General features: G+C 44.3%; 16 protein-coding genes. 5 read left to right on the plus strand and 11 right to left on the minus strand.

Annotated elements, in window-relative coordinates:
- Positions 1-2: 2 nt before the first annotated feature.
- Positions 3-722 carry a (Fe-S)-binding protein gene (locus BC8716_RS01175; RefSeq protein WP_094423595.1) on the minus strand — a complete coding sequence of 240 codons (720 nt, stop codon included), beginning with the start codon at positions 720-722 and terminating at the stop codon, positions 3-5.
- A 12-nt stretch (positions 723-734) separates the two neighbouring features.
- Positions 735-2,519, minus strand: a complete 1,785-nt coding sequence (locus BC8716_RS01180) for an L-lactate permease (RefSeq protein WP_094423596.1) — start codon at positions 2,517-2,519, stop codon at positions 735-737.
- A 214-nt stretch (positions 2,520-2,733) separates the two neighbouring features.
- Here BC8716_RS01180 and BC8716_RS01185 point away from each other — a divergent pair, with 214 nt between their 5' ends.
- Entirely contained in the window at positions 2,734-3,006 is a 273-nt protein-coding gene (locus tag BC8716_RS01185; RefSeq protein WP_011245828.1) for a hypothetical protein, read from the plus strand.
- Positions 3,007-3,064: 58 nt separating this feature from the next.
- On the opposite strand, the gene BC8716_RS01190 is transcribed toward BC8716_RS01185, so the two are convergent.
- The 7 genes from BC8716_RS01190 to BC8716_RS01220 all read right to left on the minus strand — a co-directional run bounded on the left by BC8716_RS01190 (position 3,065) and on the right by BC8716_RS01220 (position 11,115).
- Positions 3,065-4,273 (minus strand): cytochrome P450 family protein, encoded by a 1,209-nt coding sequence (locus BC8716_RS01190; protein WP_094423597.1) that lies wholly within the window; start codon positions 4,271-4,273, stop codon positions 3,065-3,067.
- Positions 4,274-4,358: 85 nt separating this feature from the next.
- Positions 4,359-5,891 carry an AbgT family transporter gene (locus tag BC8716_RS01195; RefSeq protein ID WP_094423598.1) on the minus strand — a complete coding sequence of 511 codons (1,533 nt, stop codon included), beginning with the start codon at positions 5,889-5,891 and terminating at the stop codon, positions 4,359-4,361.
- A gap of 181 nt (positions 5,892-6,072) precedes the next feature.
- On the minus strand, positions 6,073-7,950 hold the full coding sequence (htpG, locus tag BC8716_RS01200; RefSeq protein WP_094423599.1) for a molecular chaperone HtpG: 1,878 nt from the start codon (positions 7,948-7,950) through the stop codon (positions 6,073-6,075).
- 103 nt (positions 7,951-8,053) lie between these two features.
- Positions 8,054-8,611, minus strand: a complete 558-nt coding sequence (locus BC8716_RS01205) for a cysteine hydrolase family protein (RefSeq protein WP_094423600.1) — start codon at positions 8,609-8,611, stop codon at positions 8,054-8,056.
- A gap of 36 nt (positions 8,612-8,647) precedes the next feature.
- Positions 8,648-9,112, minus strand: a complete 465-nt coding sequence (locus BC8716_RS01210; protein ID WP_094423601.1) for a hypothetical protein — start codon at positions 9,110-9,112, stop codon at positions 8,648-8,650.
- Between the two features lie 6 nt (positions 9,113-9,118).
- Positions 9,119-9,325, minus strand: a complete 207-nt coding sequence (locus BC8716_RS01215) for a helix-turn-helix transcriptional regulator (RefSeq protein ID WP_094423602.1) — start codon at positions 9,323-9,325, stop codon at positions 9,119-9,121.
- Between the two features lie 98 nt (positions 9,326-9,423).
- Positions 9,424-11,115, minus strand: coding sequence for a 5'-nucleotidase C-terminal domain-containing protein (locus BC8716_RS01220; RefSeq protein ID WP_094423603.1), 1,692 nt, complete (start codon positions 11,113-11,115; stop codon positions 9,424-9,426).
- A 437-nt stretch (positions 11,116-11,552) separates the two neighbouring features.
- On the opposite strand from BC8716_RS01220, the gene pruA reads away from it, so the two are divergent.
- Positions 11,553-13,103, plus strand: a complete 1,551-nt coding sequence (pruA, locus tag BC8716_RS01225; protein WP_094423604.1) for an L-glutamate gamma-semialdehyde dehydrogenase — start codon at positions 11,553-11,555, stop codon at positions 13,101-13,103.
- An 86-nt stretch (positions 13,104-13,189) separates the two neighbouring features.
- Here the strand turns inward: pruA and BC8716_RS01230 are convergent, their stop codons facing one another.
- On the minus strand, positions 13,190-14,725 hold the full coding sequence (locus BC8716_RS01230) for a sigma-54 interaction domain-containing protein (RefSeq protein WP_094423605.1): 1,536 nt from the start codon (positions 14,723-14,725) through the stop codon (positions 13,190-13,192).
- 171 nt (positions 14,726-14,896) lie between these two features.
- On the opposite strand from BC8716_RS01230, the gene BC8716_RS01235 reads away from it, so the two are divergent.
- Positions 14,897-15,814 carry a proline dehydrogenase family protein gene (locus tag BC8716_RS01235; RefSeq protein WP_094423606.1) on the plus strand — a complete coding sequence of 306 codons (918 nt, stop codon included), beginning with the start codon at positions 14,897-14,899 and terminating at the stop codon, positions 15,812-15,814.
- Between the two features lie 60 nt (positions 15,815-15,874).
- On the opposite strand, the gene BC8716_RS01240 is transcribed toward BC8716_RS01235, so the two are convergent.
- The gene (locus BC8716_RS01240; protein WP_094429134.1) at positions 15,875-16,747 is read right to left on the minus strand and encodes a metallophosphoesterase; all 873 of its coding nucleotides are present in this window, start codon (positions 16,745-16,747) and stop codon (positions 15,875-15,877) included.
- Between the two features lie 150 nt (positions 16,748-16,897).
- Between BC8716_RS01240 and BC8716_RS01245 the strand changes: the two genes are divergently transcribed.
- Positions 16,898-17,398 (plus strand): YhcN/YlaJ family sporulation lipoprotein, encoded by a 501-nt coding sequence (locus BC8716_RS01245; RefSeq protein ID WP_094423607.1) that lies wholly within the window; start codon positions 16,898-16,900, stop codon positions 17,396-17,398.
- Between the two features lie 73 nt (positions 17,399-17,471).
- A complete protein-coding gene (locus tag BC8716_RS01250; protein WP_094423608.1) occupies positions 17,472-19,061 on the plus strand; it encodes an alkaline phosphatase family protein in 1,590 nt (529 codons plus the stop codon).

Genomic DNA, 19,061 nt, shown 5'->3' on the forward strand with positions numbered 1-19,061 from the left:
CCTCACTCCTTGCTATTTAAGACTTGGGCAATATGCTTTACTTCAATCGCTTTGCCGTTTCGTTCGATCCGCCCGCCAATGTTCATCAAACAACCGCAGTCGGCGCCAATAAGCAGGTCAGCACCTGTCGCTTCGATATGTCCGACTTTTTCTTCCACCATTTGTTCCGAGATAGTAGGCATTTTGACTGAAAATGTACCGCCAAAGCCACAGCACGACTCCTTGTTTGCCAGTGGGGCCAGCTCAAGTCCCTTTACTTGTTCCAACAAAGAAAAGGGTGCCTCTGTTTCCCTTAATAACCGCGACATATGGCACGACGTATGGTATGTCGCTTTTTTATGGCAAACTGCCCCAATGTCTTCGACTTTTAGCACGTGGACAAGAAATTGGGTCAGTTCATACGTTTTGCTCGCAAGCTCTTCTGCCCGTTTTTCCCACTCAGGATCGTCAGCAAACAGCTCTTTGTATTCGAGAAGCATGGCAGCACATGACCCTGACGGCAGCACAACATACTCGGCATCGGCAAACGTTTCAATGGTATGTTTGGCTGCTTTTTTTGTATCTTCATGATAACCGCTGTTAAATGCCGGTTGCCCACAGCAAATTTGATTTTCCGGAAATTTGACGTTACACCCATGGCGTTCAAGCACTTCTACAGTGTCTTTCCCAACACCTGGATAAAAAATGTCCGCTAGACAGGTGACGAATAGCGAAACGTTCACATTACCATCCCCTTAGAGCGTTGATACTTTTTTGTTTTCTATGTTGGCCAACTTCGCTTTACGCTGGTATTTGAGGATCATGATTAGAAAAACAAGTAAGACAGTTGCCACAAACAACGTACCGATATGAAACCCAAACCCGTGTATCGCTACATAGCCTAGCCCACCAGCAAAAACGAGATAATACGTTAGCGGAATCAACACTTTTCTAATAAGTACGCCTTCTTTGCCAATAATCCCTGCCGCTGCCGCTGCTGCCACAACGTTATGGACACAGATCATGTTTCCTGCTGCTCCGCCAACGGCTTGCAAAGCAACGATCGTAGCAGGAGAAATGCCGACATTTTCTGCCGCCCCAAATTGGAACAAGGCAAACATCATATTGCTGATCGTGTTGCTTCCGGCTATAAATGCGCCTAGCGCACCAATTACTGGCGCTACGACCGGCCAATGCTCGCCAACCATTTTTGACACGCCTTCCGCCAACAAGAGCGGCATCGACTCATACCCATTTGCATTAATGCCAGAGTTAATAAACACTTGCACCATCGGCACTGCAAACAAAAGCGCTGGTGCAGCACTTATAATCATTTTCGTGGAGTTGCTCACTGCCGTACGATAGGAAGAACGATCCATCTTGTAAAGAAAATAACCAACGACCGACACGGCTACCATAATCGTTCCTGGTAAAAACAACGGAGTGCTGGAAATGTCAATCGTCGTTCCAAACACTTGTTCAATGGTAAGCGCCACTTTTTTTAAAGCAGCCCCTATAGGAAGTGCGTCCATGCGAGTAATGACTAGGATAAAGCCAATGAGTATATACGGAAACCACGCTTTAAACATTGAAATAGTCGGTTTAGTAAGAGGGTCTGCCGAAAGCATTCCCATCCAGCCACGCTCCCATGTGGAAAGAGGCGGGAAATCCCAGTTCTTTTTTGGCATGAACCATCCTTTTTTAGCGGCTGGAACAACAATTGCTAACCCAATTAGGCCACCGAAAAGCGACGGAAATTCTGGACCGAGTACATTGGCGATTAAGGCGTAAGGGACCGTAAATGCTAAACCGGCAAACAGCGCAAACTTCCACACTTCCAACCCAGCCCAAATAGAGCGTTTCTCTCCAAAAAACATCGTAAGCATTATGACCAACACTAATGGCAAAAACACACCGATCATCCCATGGAATATCGCCACTTGGCCGCCGATAGAACGAATAAATTCGTCGGTCGTCATTCCAAGTGCCGCCGCCTGTTCAGCCACATTTGGCGCTCCCGAGAGCCCAGAGTTCACCCCAATTAAAATCGGCGTGCCGACAGCGCCAAACGAAACTGGCGTTGACTGAATAATGAGAGCCGAAAGGACCGCAGCCATCGCTGGAAAGCCAATGGCGACAAGAAGCGGTGCAAGTATGGCCGAAGGTGTGCCGAAACCAGATGCCCCCTCAATGAACGAGCCAAACAGCCAGCAAATAATAATGGCTTGTATCCGCCTATCAGGTGTAATAGTTGTAAATCCAGCACGAATGGTGTGGATTGCGCCGCTTTCTCGCAATGTATTGAGCATTAACACAGCTCCAAATACAATAAATAGCACTTCCAAAGCGGTAACGACCCCTTTTGTGCTTGCAGCTGCAACATAGTTATAGGGCACGCCCCAAAAGAAGATCGCCACGAGTCCTGTCATTAGAAAAGCAAGCGGCATAGCCCGCTTGGCAGGCCAACCTAAAAGAACAAGAAGCAACAACACCGTTAAAATTGGCGTCAGCGCTAAAAGCGCAAGCGACCAAAACCCCATCCTTTCTCCCCCTCTAACATAATGATTATATCATACGGTCATCAGATGACTATATGTAAGCACTTACAAATATAGCTTACTTTGGCCAATCAGGCAAGCCAATCTAGTCATGTTTTTATAAAAAGGATTCTTTTGGCTTATCGCTAAATAGCTTCTTTTTTGCTGTTCTTGTCCTTCCTTTTCCATTATACTAAACCGAGAGGAAGTGAAGAAAATGACAAACGACCAATTTAAGCAAGTCATGACTGCATTTCGGGAAGTTAACAGCCAATTGCGGGAAATCAAAGGGGATGTTGCCACGTTAAAAGACGATGTCGCTATCTTAAAAAGTGATGTTTCTATCTTAAAAAAGGATATGGCTGAACAAAAAGTCATAACTGCCCAATTACAAAAACATGCAGAACATGCCTCTACTACGTTTGACTTTATTAAAGAAAAACTCATTAACCACGAACGTGATATTTATGCGTTAAAACGCCGTCCATAACGCTTGCCAACCCCAAAATAAGCATGCTGAAGCAGGACACTGCTTGGCAGTGCCCTGCTTAACCTGTTTCCACAGGCAAATTTTCTAATCCTCTAATGATTAAGCTTTGCCGCCACGCTAACTCGGCTGGTTCCGCGCCTAGACGTATGTCTGGACATTCTTCTAAAAGGACACGGATCGCCGATTCTGCTTCCAATCGTGCAAGCGGAGCGCCTAAACAATAATGGATTCCTTTCCCAAATGATAAGTGGGGGCTTTTTTCTCTAGTGATATCCAGCTTATCAGGATGTTCAACGAGCGCTTCATCATGATTGGCAGAAGCGAGCGACACAATCACGAAGTCTCCCTTTTTTATATCTTTCCCCATAAACGAAAATGATTCACGAGCCCATCGGTCTGTGCTAAATTCAACGGGACTGTTATAGCGAAGCAGCTCTTCAACGGCTTGAGGGATCAATTGGTCGTCGTTTTTTAACAACGCCAACTGGTCTGGATGCATAAGTAGTGCCAATATCCCATTTGCAATTAAATTAACGGTTGTCTCATGGCCAGCAACAATGAGGAGCATCACGACGCCATAAAGTTCATTTGTCGTTAACCGGTCACCATCTTCCTCGGCGCGGATTAAATCAGATAAGAGGTCTTCTCGCGGGTCTTGGCGCCGGGCATGAATCAACGTTTGCAAGTAAGCAATAAAGTCGTCCATGCCCTTCTGTACTGTAGTAGACTCGCCGTATCCATCGTTATCAAGATCAACGATTAACTTTGACCAATATTGGAATTTATCGCGGTCAGAATCAAGGATACCGAGCAGCTCGCAAATGACGATGATCGGGATTGGAAAAGCATATTCTTCGACAAGGTCAAAGCGCTTTTTTTGCTTAATCCGGCGCGCTTGTTCCATCGCGATATCATCGATCCTGCTTTTTAGCCTGGAAATCCGCTTTGGGGTAAACCCTTTTTGAATAAGGCTCCTAAGCCGCTTATGGTCTGGAGGATCGACAAATAGCATGCTCTTGCTTATCGGCAGCATTTGTTCGTCCAACGCCTCATCCGGAAAAACAGTACGTGCATCTTTAATAAAGCGCTCGTCCTTTAACACCGCTTCCGCCACATCGTAATGGAAAGCCATCCAAGCTGGGATTCCATAAGGCAGCATGACTTTCGCAAATCCCGTTTGTTCCCGAATATCTTTGTAATACGTATAGGGCTGCTGGTGAAATTGATCGGAAAAAAGATCAATTGGCTCGCTTGAGGTTGGCTTCAATTTTATCTTCCTTTCAAATGCGTCGTCCCTTCTACTATTCGTTCCACCGCAACCAAACTCCTTTATACGGCAACCGCTTTCACAATTAAGGCATATAAATAGGCGCATTTGGCCCTAATGGAAGGCCAGTAAAAATCCAGACGATTAACAGCAATGACCATGAAATTAAGAACCAAATCGAAAAGGGCAGCATAACTGAAATTAGTGTACCAATCCCCATATTTTTATCATATTTCTGGGCAAAAGCAATGACAATGGCGAAATAGGTCATCAGTGGCGTAATGATATTGGTGGCCGAGTCTGCGACGCGATAAGTCGCTTGCGCCAACTCAGGCGAGTAGCCAATTTGCATCATAATCGGTACAAACACAGGTGCCATCATCGCCCATTTTGCCGATGCGCTGCCGACAAACAAATTAATGAAGGCAGTGATTATAATAAAGCCAATAACGACTGGAATGCCGTCTAAATTCAAGGAAGTCAGCATTTCCCCACCTAAAATCCCTAAAAATAAACCTAAATTCGATTCAGAGAAGTAAGCGACAAATTGGCCCGCTGTAAAAGCAAGGACGATAAACATGCCCATCGATGCCATCGTGTCCGTCATTTGCTTTGCTACATCTTTATCGCTTTTAATGTTTTTCGTTACAATTCCGTAAACGAGCCCCGGTATGAGGAAAAGCAACAAAATAATAACGACGAGAGAGTCCATAAACGGCGAAACGACAATCGGTTGGTCGCCCGTGCCCCGCATCGGCCCCCATTCTGGAACAATAAGTAAACTGATTAAGGCAGCAGAAATGGCGAGAGCGATGCCAGCATAAAGCATGCCTTTTTTCTCGATTGGTTTTAAACGTTCCAAATCGCCTGTATAGTCCCCTTTATAAGTGCCTAACCGAGGCTCCACAATTTTTTCAGAAACGATCGTACCGACAATCGTAATCAAAATCGTTGATACAATAATAAACCAGTAATTCATTGCGTTATTCATTTGTTCAGCGTACGCTGGGTCTATTGTTGCAGCTGCTTGCATCGTTAATTCACCGAGCATTGGGTCGGTCGCCGATAATAGCAAGTTTGCGCTAAACCCACCGGAGACACCGGCAAATGCAGTGGCAAGCCCTGCTAGTGGATGTCTGCCGAGTGCTGCGTAAATGACAGCGCCTAAAGGAGGCAGTACCACGTAACCCGCATCTGAGGCAACGCTTGACATCACTGCCGCAAAAACGAGCCCTGCCGTGATGAGGCGGTTTGGAATCGAGAGCACAAAGCCTCTTAATCCGGCACTAATCAAACCGCTGCGTTCACAAATTCCAATACCGAGCATCGTTGCGAGTACGACGCCTAATGGGGCGAAGCCAATAAAGTTGTCAACCATACTCGTGAATATATAGGAAATCCCTTCACCGCTCAGCAAGTTTTTTACAGCAATCGTTTCTCCAGGATTAGCTGGATCCTCGACTAAAATGCCAAAGCTTGCTACAACGCTAGATATGATCACGACAAGAACAGCAAGAATCGCAAATAGCGTCACTGGATGTGGCAACTTATTGCCTGCTTTTTCAATCCCATCAAGAAAACGTTGGAAGATTCCCTTTTTCCTTTCCACTGTGGACATTCAATCACCCTTTCTATGAAAATGTCTTCCCACGCCTCCAGGGTAAACAGGTCGTTTCTCAGATGCAAGGCTACTAAAAAAAGTCCCAATTGCAAATCTTTTAATCGTGCTATTGCATTTCGTTTCTATTGAAAAAAGCCTGCCGACATTGATCATCGGCAGGCTTAGGAAAAGATGGATGTTAAACCATGACTTTGCACATGTTTTGTGAGAATTCGACTGGGTCTTCAAGAGGCAGCCCTTCAATAAGGAGCGCTTGGTTGTATAGCAAGTTGGTATATAGCTTTAACTTGTCTTCGTCTTCTTCATATGCTTGTTTCAAGGAATGAAAGACGTCATGGTTTGGGTTGATTTCCAATACTTTTTCCGCTTTTACATTTTGGTTGTCTGGCATTGCTTGTAAAACTTTTTCCATTTCTAACGTAATCTCACCATCTGCAGCTAAAAAGACAGGATGGCTTTTTAAACGTTTGGACGTGCGCACATCTTTTACTTTTCCATCTAAAATGCTTTTCATTTTCTCAAATAGTTTTTCGTTCTCTTCGCTGTTCGTGTCTTCCTCTTGCTTTTCGTCTGTTTCAATATCCAAATCGGCGCTGGAGACAGACATAAATTCTTTCTCATCATAAGAACGGAGCATTTTGATCGCGAACTCGTCTACATCTTCAGTGAAATAGAGAATTTCATAGCCTTGGTCAGCTACCATTTCCGTCTGCGGCAGTTTGGCAATTCGTTCGTTCGACTCGCCCGTCGCATAATAAATGTACGTTTGCCCTTCTTTCATCCGCGATACATAATCGCTTAACGACACTAGCTTTTTCTCTGTTGAGGAATAGAAGAGCAACAAGTCTTGCAAGTCCTCTTTATTCGCACCAAAGTCATTGTACACGCCAAATTTTAATTGGCGCCCGAACGCTTTATAAAACTTCTCATATTTGTCCCGCTCTTTCTTCAGCATTATTTTTAGCTGGCTCTTGATTTTTGACTTAATATTTTTAGCGATCAGCTTTAGTTGCCGGTCATGCTGGAGCATTTCCCTAGAAATATTGAGTGAAAGGTCTTCTGAATCGACCATCCCTTTCACAAAACTGAAGTAGTCAGGTAGAAGCTCTGCGCATTTTTCCATAATCAACACGCCGTTGGCATAAAGCTCTAAGCCTTTTTCATACTCCTTGGAGTAATAATCAAATGGCGTATGCTCTGGGATAAATAAAATCGCGTTGTAACGGATAGCGCCATCTACTGATACATGAATATGTTCAAGGGGCTTATCAAAACCGTAACGCTTGTCCTGATAAAACTGTTCATAATCGCTGTCTTTTAGCTCACTTTTGTTTTTGCGCCAAATCGGCACCATGCTGTTAATCGTTTGCTCTTCCTGGTACTCTGCATATTCGTCTTCACTGTCTTCTTTTGGTTTGCTTACTGTTACATTCATTTTGATTGGATAGCGGATAAAATCAGAGTACTTTTTAATAATTGCTTTTATACGGTACTCCTCTAAGTATTCATCATAAGATTCTTCATCCGTATTTTCTTTTATGTGGAGTGTGATGACCGTACCGACATCTTCTTTTTCAGCCGGTTCAATCGTATACCCATCTGTGCCATCCGATTCCCATTTATAAGCTTGGTCGCTATCAACGGAACGGGTAATGACAGTCACTTTATCAGCGACCATAAAGGCAGCGTAAAAACCAACGCCAAATTGGCCAATAATGTCGTGGCCGTCTTCGATTTTCGTTTCTTTTTTGAAAGCGAGTGAACCACTTTTGGCAATCGTACCTAAATTGGCTTCGAGCTCTTCTTTCGTCATGCCAATCCCTGTGTCTTTAATTACAAGCTTGCGGTTATCTTTATCCGCTTCTACATAAATCGCATAGCGGTCTTTTTCAAATGAAAGCGAGTCATCCGTTAACGAGCGATAATACATTTTGTCAATTGCATCACTTGCATTTGAGATCAGTTCGCGCAGAAAAATCTCCTTCTGCGAGTAAATGGAATTGACCATCATTTCTAACAAACGCTTTGATTCAGCTTGAAATTGCTTCTTTTCCATTAAAAGAGCGCTCCCTTCCATCCAATCACGAATCTTTTAGCACTCGTTTGTTTAGAGTGCTAACAATTCTATTTTACTAAAATTCACTTCTGCGTCAATTCTTTTATCCATTTAAGCGTTTTTGCAGTTCTTTTGTGGAAGCCACATCCGCCTTCAAAACCGTGGTGAAATGGTTTAATGAAGCGTCGTACTCTTCTTTTGTAAAGCAGGCAAAACCGTCTTTAGGGATAAGCAGCTGATAATCGCGCATATAGGCATCATTGGCCGTAAATTCGACGCACATATTGCCAACTACTCCTGTCAAAATGAGTGTCTGAACATTAAGCTCCCTTAAAAGCATGTCTAAAGGTGAAGCGAAAAACCCCGAGAATTGGGGTTTTAACACCGAATAGTCCTCTGTATCAGGAGCAAGCAGCTTCGCAATTGATGCTCCTGGCAAATGATTGTTGACAATATGATTATAGACCTGTGTAAATTCCGATTGCCAATCGCCATAATTGTCGTTGACATAAATGACTGGCCATTCTTTGTCGCGTAGTATTGCCTTTAAGTTAGCAATCGCTTTCGCGCAGTTCTTTGCATCAGGCAATAGCTTATCGGCATCGTCAAAATCAAACGGATTAATCATATCAATAATAAGAAGCGCGCAACGTTCCTTCATGTTAGACCTGTCCCTTCCTATGAAATAAAGCCAGCATTAAGACAAATACCCTTTTCGCCATGAAACCATATAAACAGATGCCTGCAAAAGCGGCCCCGCCATAACAAGAATGATCGGCAAGTACGGCAGTTTCGTTTGCACCAACGGATAAACAACAAGTAAGGCCGCTAGGACGGGATAGATAATATACATGCTTAAATAAGCAGTACGGCAAGCATTAGCAGTGATTTCTTTCTCACGCTCATCACGCTCCGAAAATTCTGGCGGCACCAACAGCCCTTTTTGAAACGTGATGCCTTTTTTCTTTTTTAAATAGGCGCTCACAATTCCGTAAATGATCGCGCCAATAATTAAAATAGTCATCGGAAGTATGTTAATTGACATTTCCCATGACCCTGTTGCCGTTTCTATCTCCCCAAAGCCACGGAAATATTCAACGAGCTGCCATGTAAACAACCCGATTGTAACCACTAAACTAACGATCGTAAACCACCATTTCAAATTCGATCACTCCTCTTCAGTTAAAAAAAACACATCTTCTACAGGTAATTCAAATTGCTTCGCTATTTGAAGGGCAAGCAATAATGAGGGCGAATACCGCCCTTTTTCCAAGGCAACAATCGTTTGCCTTGTCACCCCCACTGCCTCGGATAGTTCTCCCTGTGTCATTCGTTTTTCAGCACGCAATACTTTTACCCTGTTTTCAATCTCCATAGTCCACCTTCTCGATTCGTTTCTCGCTTCATTGTATAGTACATTTTACTTTTTGTCTAGTTTGCTTTACAACTGAACTCAAAAAAATACGGACGTGGTTATGTCCGTGTGTTCGGTACGAGAATGGTCTCGCCTGAAAAGATGACATCTTCGTCTCTAATTGAAGGGTTCATTTCAAGTAATTTTGGCCATTGAACATTTAAACGAAGGCCGATTTCAAACAACGTATCTCCTGGCTGAATGACGTATTCAGCATGTAAAGGTGCTTGTGTTTCTGCTGGTGTGGCAGCCATTTGAATTCTGCCTTCTATTTTAGGAGCGATTTCGCCTGCGTCTTGCAAGTACTCAATCAGCAATTCATCGACTGCGCTAAATTCATTGACAATCGGTGCATTGGCCAAATCCGTGTATTCATCTCCGCCAGCAGCAAGAAAATCATTTGTAGCAAGCAAGTATGTTTCGTTTTCTTGTAGCGGTTTGCCTTTAACGAGAACAGAATGGACTCTCTGTCCAGGTTCATTGTTGGGATCGAACTGAAACGAAAACCCGCTAATTTGCGGAAAACCGCCGCTCGGTTCTGGATAGCCACTCACTCCGTTTTCCAAAACTTTTAGCAGTTGGGCACCTGTCACTTCTACGGTTACGGCGTAATTGCCAAAAGGGGAAACCTCGACTAAGTCCCCTTTCGTTATCATTCCTGCTTGAACGGAAGCACGGATGCCGCCTCCATTTGTCAAGGCAATATCCGCTTCCGTTGCGTTACGAAGCACGTCAGCAATGAAGTTGCCTAAATTCGTTTCTTCCACTCGAACATGCTCTCGCTCGCCATTTAAGTCAACGGCAGTTTGCCCGACAGGTTCTGCCAAAATAGCTTGTTGCCCCTCTTCTAACTCTGCCAGCAATGCTTCTACTTTTTCGTCAGGTTCGATCGCCTCTGCTTCACTTTGCTGGATCAGCTTTGCGTTTTTTTCAACAAGGACGCCATCTGCAAACACCAAATCGACTACGCCTAGGTTTTGCAAATACTCCCCGGCGCTTGCAATGAGCGTATTATTTTCTCCTATAAGTCCTGTCGGCAACTCCGAGTGGCTATGCCCGTCAATTATCACATCAATCCCTTGGACTTCAGCAGCTACTTTCTGACTTGTATCTTCACTCGTTTCATCAATGCCTAAATGGGCAAGCGCGATAATGACGTCAGCGCCTTCTTGCTGTAGCAGATCGACCATTCTTTGTGCAGCAGCTGATGGATCTTCAAACGTAACAGCTGCGACATTATTTGGATGCGTTTTGAAAGCAGTTTCCGGTGTAGCTAACCCAAAAATGCCGACTGTCACATCATCGAATTCTTGAAGCATGAATGGTTCAAACAATGGTTCCTCTTCGTCGTTAAGGAGGTTAGCAGCAATCACTGGAAAATCAATTGTTTCCTCAAGCTCATACAATCGATCAAGCCCATAATTAAAATCATGGTTTCCTGGCACAAAAGCATCGTAACCGACTGTATTTAATACATCTGCAATCGTTCTCCCTTCCTCAAGGGAAGCAAACGTCGTCCCGTGGAACGTATCGCCTGCATCAACCAACAGCGAGTGCTCTCCCCGGTTTTCATCGATCAGCGTTTTCAATTTTGCATAACCGATGCCATCTAATTCTCCTTCAAATGCACGGCCATGGGCGTCATTTGTATGAAGAATGCGGATCGTTGTTTCCTCTGCATACGCTTTTTCTGAAAAAAGAATGATAAGTGCACTAGCCACGCCAATAAAAACGACCTTTTTCTTAGCCATTTTCGCCTCCTTTTTCTTTTATATTAGCTTACGAAGGTTAAACTTGTTTTGACTTAAGTAAATTTCCACTAAAGTTTCCATAAAAAATCAGGAAGCATGAGCCTCCTGATTACGCTTTTGGCGCTTTAGCCGACTTGCCTTCAAGCACAAACCGGTTAATCATTTTTTTGACTCCATAGACAGCCACGATTGTTAGTACTTGTGCGACCAGTTTACGCATAAGATCCCCTCCTCCACTTTTTATTTGTATACCCGGATGAAAGAAAAAACATGTCGTCCATTTCTGATAGCGTACCGATACATTCATGAATCAAGTGGTCCCCCGCCCAAATTCATGGGGCCACCAGGCGGTTGCGAGCCATTTCGCCAGCAATGTTAAATTGGCACGCATCTTGCATGCTTCCTCATGAATCTAATTTTTAAGGAGGAATTAGCCAATGTTTACCCCTTATAAGCATGAACCATTTACTGATTTTACAATTGAGGCAAACAAGCAAGAACTGCTCGCAGCCATTAAGCAAGTGGAGGCGAACCTAGGCGGCCATTACCCATTGGTCATTAATGGCGACCGCGTTGAGACGGATGACACGATTTCGTCTTATAACCCGGCAAACAAACAAGAATTGATTGGTACGACAGGCAAAGCGACAAAAGCACATGCCGAGCAAGCGATTGAGGCTGCCAGCACTGCGTTTGAATCATGGAGAACGGTGGCGCCTGCAGAACGCGCCAATATTCTTGTTCGCGCAGCAGCAATTGTACGCCGCCGCAAACATGAATTTACGGCGTTGCTCATAAAAGAGGCAGGAAAACCTTGGAAAGAAGCCGATGCAGACACTGCTGAAGGCATTGATTTTATGGAATATTATGCCCGGCAAATGGTCGAATTAGCCGAAGGAAAGCCTGTCCATAGCCGAGAAGGCGAACTAAACCGCTATATTTATACGCCAACTGGCGTCACCGTTGTTATTTCACCTTGGAACTTTGCGTTTGCGATTATGGCAGGCACAACGGTGGCCCCTCTTGTCACTGGCAATACCGTATTGCTTAAACCAGCAAGCACAACACCGGTGGTTGCTGCTAAATTTGTCGAAGTGTTAGAAGAAGCAGGCGTTCCGAAAGGTGTTATTAACTTCGTCCCAGGAAGCGGCAGTGAAGTGGGCAATTACCTTGTCGAACATCCTAAAACAGCGCTTATCACATTTACAGGTTCACGGGATGTCGGCGTCCGCTTGTATGAAAAAGCGGCAATCGTCCAAGCTGGGCAAAACCATTTAAAACGCGTGATCGTGGAGATGGGCGGGAAAGATACAGTCGTCGTTGACAATGAAGCCGATATTGACACGGCGGTTGAAGCGATCGTTATTTCCGCATTTGGCTTCTCTGGACAAAAGTGTTCAGCGGGCTCACGCGCTGTCATCCATGAGGACCTTTATGACGAGGTTGTCGCAAAAGTAGTGGAAAAAACAGAAGCACTTACCGTTGGCAACCCGGCAGACGCTAAGAACTATTATATGGGGCCTGTCATTGACCAAGCGGCATTTGACAAGATTACAGGTTATATTGAAATTGGCAAATCAGAAGGGAAACTAGTTGCTGGCGGCAAAAGCGACGATGCAGAAGGCTATTTCATTCGCCCAACGGTTTTTGCCGATGTTGATCCAAAAGCACGGATTATGCAGGAAGAAATTTTCGGCCCCGTCTTAGCCATTAGCAAGGCGTCGACATTTGCTGAAGCACTCGAAATTGCCAACAATACAGAATACGGGCTAACAGGGGCTGTAATAACAAACAACCGCGCAAAAATCGAGCAAGCTAAACAGGATTTCCACGTCGGGAACCTCTACTTTAACCGTAACTGCACAGGGGCGATTGTAGGCTATCACCCATTCGGTGGCTTTAAAATGTCAGGCACCGATTCAAAAGCAGGCGGACCAGATTACCTTACTCTCCATATGCAAGCTAAAACCATTTCAGAAATGTTTTAATCCTGCTCCATGGCAAAGAGACACAATCTTGAACAGATTGTGTCTATTATTGTTTATACACTTTTGTCTATTTAGACAGTTTCCGCTTACAATTTGTAGTGCTTTAATTTATTGTATAATGTTGCCCGTGAAATGCCTAACAGTTTTGCGGCAGCTGATTTGTTGCCATACGTTTTTTCTAGCGCATTGATGATTTCCATTCGCTCGTCTTTTTTTGGCTTGTCTTTTGAAGCCAACGGCATGTGTTTCAATTTCTGTTGGTACGATTCAGGCAAATGGTACCAATGAACGGACCCTTCGTGGTCGCCGTTCAAAATCACAATTCGTTCGATTAAATTTCGCAATTGGCGAATGTTTCCTTCCCATTTTTGAGTCCTAAGCGCGTAAAGTACTTCTGGATCTAATTTAGGCACCGGTTTTTCATAGCGCTGAGCAAATTCCTGTAAAAAAGATTGGACGAGCTCAGGCAAATCTTCCATCCGCTCTCTTAAAGGCGGAATGGAAATGGAAATGACATGGAGACGATAGTAAAAATCTTCACGAAAACGGCCTTCCGCAACCATCTTTTCTAGATCACGGTTCGTTGCCGCCACAATACGGACATCAAGCGGAATCGCTTCATGCCCGCCTACTCGGTAGTACGCTCGTTCTTCCAGCACACGCAACAGCTTTACTTGCAATTCAGCAGGCATTTCTCCAACTTCGTCAAGAAATAGCGTGCCTCCTTTCGCTGCATCGAGTTTTCCTTTTTTGCCACCTTTGGCCGCACCAGTAAAGGCGCCTTGCACATAGCCAAATAATTCGCTTTCAAACAAAGCCGCAGGAATGGCGCCGCAATTAATGGCAATAAACGGTTTTTCTGCTCTGTCACTTGCCTGGTGGATGCCCTCAGCGAACAGTTCTTTGCCAACGCCGCTTTCGCCTGTAATTAAAACATTCGCCGTTGTTTTTGCCACTTTAGCGGCAAGATGGATTGCCCGCCTAACCGGTTCACTGCGGCCGATGATTTTCTGAAAAGGTTCATCTTCGCTAGTCGTATTCAAATGATGCAAAGACGCGGTTTTAGACGATAATTCTTCATTTAAGCGAACCACATCTGTAATGTCCCGTTCGATCGAGATGCCGCCGACGCACGCTTCTCCTTCAAATACTGGAACCGTATTCACAATCACATGTAAGCCAGGCTTCGGCTGGTTGTATTGATGGACGACTGGTTGTTTATCTTTCATAACGGACCATAGCACGAGCGCTTCCTCATCAAAGTAATGGCGCAAAGGCTTGCCGGCAATGGCATGGCTTGCTAACGCATACAATTGTTCTGATTTGGCGTTAATTTGGATAATCCGCTGTTCTTCATCAACCATGGTGACCGCGTCATCCATCGCTTCCATCATTGTTTGTAAAAATGCATTTGTGCGCTTTAGCTCTTCCAGCAAAACATTGGCCAACACCTGTTTTTTGACAATCCCAACAACGTTGTTCGTGTGATCTACCGTATAAATGTCTTTTAGTTCTAACAGCGGCGGCAACTGAGCAATCAATGTGTCTTCAGGCAGCTGCCACTCACTGTTTTTTGGTTGATCGGCAATTGGCACCGCCACATCTTTAAGAGATCTGCGCAACAGAGTCACACTCCTTTACGGATTTTTCCGTTATACACAATTGTCTTATTGTCTTTTATTTTAGACGAACCTGGCCAATAAACAATCTTTTTTTCTTAGCGTATTTTTCATTATTGGCACATTTCTTGCATTGATATTAGCAACTACACATTGCAATAGGAGGAATCATCGATGGTTCTAGATCAACCGCTTCGTTCATTCTTTATGCAGCTTGCTAAAAGCAAACCATTAAATAAAGCAGCTAAAAAATGGGGATTAAAATTTGGCGCGCGGCAATTTGTCGCTGGACAAACACTAGAAGAAGCGATGGCCACAGTCATTGATTTAAATAACAAAGGCCTTGTTTGTACATTAGACCATTTAGGCGAATTCGTTACCGAAGAACAAGAAGCATTGGACTCGACAGAAGCGTGTTTAGACGTCCTACGCGCCATTAATGAGACAGGGGCTGACTGCAACCTTTCCGTCAAACTGACGCAACTTGGCCTTGATATTGATGAAGCTTTCTGCCTCGAAAACATGAAACGGGTTGTCCAGACGGCACGTAGCTTCGGAATTTTCGTCCGAATCGATATGGAGGATTATGCGCACTGCCAACAAACTTTGCTTATTTTAGAGAAACTCAGGAATGAATACGACGGCGTTGGCACTGTCATCCAAGCTTACTTGCACCGAGCAGAAGAAGACGTCCGCTCGTTAAAAGGCGTTCCTCTCCGTCTCGTTAAAGGGGCTTACAAAGAATCAGCAGAAGTGGCATTACAAGAAAAGGCTCTTATCGATGAAAACTATTTCAACATTATTCGTCTTCACCTCGATAACGGTTCGTATACGGCGATTGCCAGCCACGACCACCATATTATTGAAAAAGTTAAAACGTATGCGGCGGAGAAAGGTATTCCTAAAAGTCAGTTTGAATTTCAAATGCTTTATGGTTTTCGCGAAACGCTACAAAAGGAACTGCTCGAACAAGGCTACAAAGTCCGGTTATACGTGCCCTTTGGAACCGATTGGTTCGGTTACTTCATGCGCCGCCTTGCCGAACGGCCGCAAAATATTGCCTTTGCTTTGCGGGGGTTCTTTTCAAAATGACTAAAGCCTCCAAGAAAGAGGACACCCTTTCTTGGAGGCCCTCCTTTTAGTGGCAGGCTCCTAACCGGCTAACGTATTTCTTTTTTCCGTTAACACATCCAACGCTAAATGGTGCAGCGTAATTTCAGGACGGCTTCCAAGACGGATATTTAACCCTGTTTGCCCTAAACCTTCACTAATATAAAACGGTTGCCCTTTATGGTGATGCAAACCTTTTACCATTTTCAAACGTACTAATTTTCCCATTTTCACAAGGTGATAAGGCTTTGGCCAATGAATTTGCCCGCCATGAAAATGGCCAGCAAGCAAATAGTCAAATGAGACATGATCCATATCAAGGACAATGTTCGGATCATGGGTCAATACGAGGTTATATCCACTGGCTACGCCATTAAACGCTTTGTCTATATCCCCTCGGCTAGATCCAGCATCATCAATGCCGATAATATTCAACCGTTTCCCATCGATAATAATCGCTTCATTTTCGTTTTGCATCGTCTTACAGCCATGCTTTTCTAATACTTCCTTCAGCTCTTGAAAATCAGGGGACTTCAACCAATAATCATGATTGCCAAATACAGCATACATCCCATAGAGCGGCTTTAATCGGCTGAACATCTTCAAATACGGAATCATTTTCGGTATGCTTTTCTTGCGGTCTGCGAAGTCGCCCGTTAGAGCAATTAAGTCTATCCGTTTATGGCGCAATTTTTCATAAAGCTGGTCAGGAGTGACGGAAATCCGCTCAAGATGCATATCGGAAATATGCAGGACACATAAAGATTGGTTAGCCTGCCGATCCGACTCAGATACAGATACAGAAACCGTGTTGACCACCAAATGTTGCGTGTTTTTGTAACCTCTATAAAAAAGCAAAATAACCAAAATCGCTAATAGTGTAAAAATAATCACGAAGCGTCCTCCTCTATACATCAAGTATAAAAAATTTAGCGACGCGTTGTTACCTGCAATTATTGGCATGGCCCCCATAATCGCCCAACAAAACAACCTTTTCATCTTGCTGTGAATAATAGGCAAACAATTATCACATCCTACCAGTACCAAGATTAGGAGGGATAATTGATGAATCGTATCAAACAGTTTTCAGTCGCTTTTCTGATCGGCTTGATTCTAACTGGATGTGGCATGAATGGGAATGACCGGCAACCGGATCAAGGCGACAACAATAGAGAAACCGAAGTTGAGCAACAAAGCAACAATGAGCAAAATGGCAATGGACCGTTTGAAGGACGAGTAGAAGTAGCCGACGAAGTGGCAGAACGAATTTCTGAACTCGACGAAGTAGAACGGGCGAATGTATTTGTCACAAATGAAAACGCCTATGTAGCGGTCATGCTTGCCAATGGCTCGGAAGACGAAGTCACTGATGACGTTGAAGATAAAATTTCCGAACAGGTTAGGGAAACGGATGAGAACATTCGCAATGTGTATGTGTCTTCTAACCCTGATTTTGTCGAGCGGGCAACGAACTATGCGGACCGCATTCAAGAAGGAGAGCCTGTAGAGGGCTTTATCGAAGAATTCAATGAAACGATCGAAAGAATATTCCCTAATGCCAAGTAAACGATGCAACCGGCGTTTCCTGTTGAGATGCCGGTTGTCTTTCTTCCCTTGACGATTTAAAGGAGTGTGCCGTATGAAGAAAAAGTTCTTATTGGTACTTTTCATCGTGTTCTTGCTAGCAGCAGTTTCGATCATTGGATTATACACTCCCGCCAAAAACATCAATCAGTACCACACTAGCAACAAGCAAGGCAAACCTGTCATCGTCTTATTAGTTGATTCGCTCATGGATGAGCCATTGCAAAAAGCAGTGGCGGACGGAAACGCTCCAGCGTTTGAGTTTTTAATGAACGCTGGCCGTTACTACTCTGATTTGGTTAGTTCGTATCCAACAATGTCTGTAACGATTGACAGCACTTTGCTTACAGGGACGTATGCAAACGGCCATCGCATTCCTGGTTTAGCCTGGTTTAAAACAGATGAAAAGCGCCTCGTTAATTATGGCAGCGGCTTAAATGAAATTATCGCCCTTGGCGTCAAGCAAGTCACAACTGATAGCATGCTCCATTTAAACCAAGAGCATTTAAACAAACAGACAGCAACGATTTACGAAGAACTAGCTTCCCACAACCTCGAAGCAGCATCTCTAAATGGTTTGATTTATCGAGGCCCAAAGCCGCACACATTAACGACACCAAATGGTGCAGCATGGCTAAATATGCTGCCGAAAACGATTGAAACACAAGGGCCATCGTTGTTGTCAATGGGGGCGTTTTCCCATTTCAGCCCGAAAAACGATCTTCAGTTATGGAAATCAGCTGGATTAACAGATGCAGCGACGGCAAATGAGCTAGTTTATCTTATTGAGCAAAATCAACTGCCTGCTTTTACGCTCGCTTACTTCCCTGAATTGGATAAACAAGTCCACAAACACGGCTCGATGGCATTGAAAGGTATTTTACAAGTTGACAAAAAGCTGCAAACGATTTTAAACACGTATCGATCTTGGGAAGAAGCATTGGAAAAAGCAGTCTGGATTGTTTGTGGGGATAGCGGTCAAGCGGTTATTTTGGATAATAAAGAAACAGCGGAAATCGATTTAAACCAGCTCTTATCTCAGTTTACCGTTTGGAATGCTGGAGACGAGGCTTCTCCAGCATCTTTTCAAATCGTCCCTGCCCTTAACGCGCGCATGACTTATTTACATTTGCTTGATGAACAACTTTCCTACACTGAAGTAGCGGCAAAATTAACAAGCGACGCACGAATCGGCTTTGTGGCCTGGAGCGAAAATGGCAGCAATTATGTCTCTTCTCCTAAGTCAAACGAGCTGTTTACCTTTTCCCCAAACGGCGACTATGTCGACCCTTACCAACAAACTTGGTCAATTGACGGAGATGAAACGATTTTAGGCCTTACAACAAATGACCAAAATGCCATACTGTTCGACGACTACCCCGATGCCCTGGCAAGGCTCCACGGGGCCCTCCATTCACACGACGGCCGCTTTTTAATTGCTGACGCTCTTCCTGGCTATGAATTTATCGCAAAGCATACACCGAAACATACAGGCGGAGCAGGCCATGGTTCTTTGCATAAGCTTGACTCAACCATGCCGTTCATCATTGCTGGCACCACCATTGAACCCGACTATAGGCGGCTTGTAGACTTCAAACAGTGGGTCGAGGCATTAACAGATACGCAAAGCAAAATGATTGAGTGA

This window comes from Shouchella clausii (genome assembly GCF_002250115.1).
In the GTDB taxonomy this organism is placed as follows: Bacteria; Bacillota; Bacilli; order Bacillales; family Bacillaceae_D; genus Shouchella; species Shouchella clausii.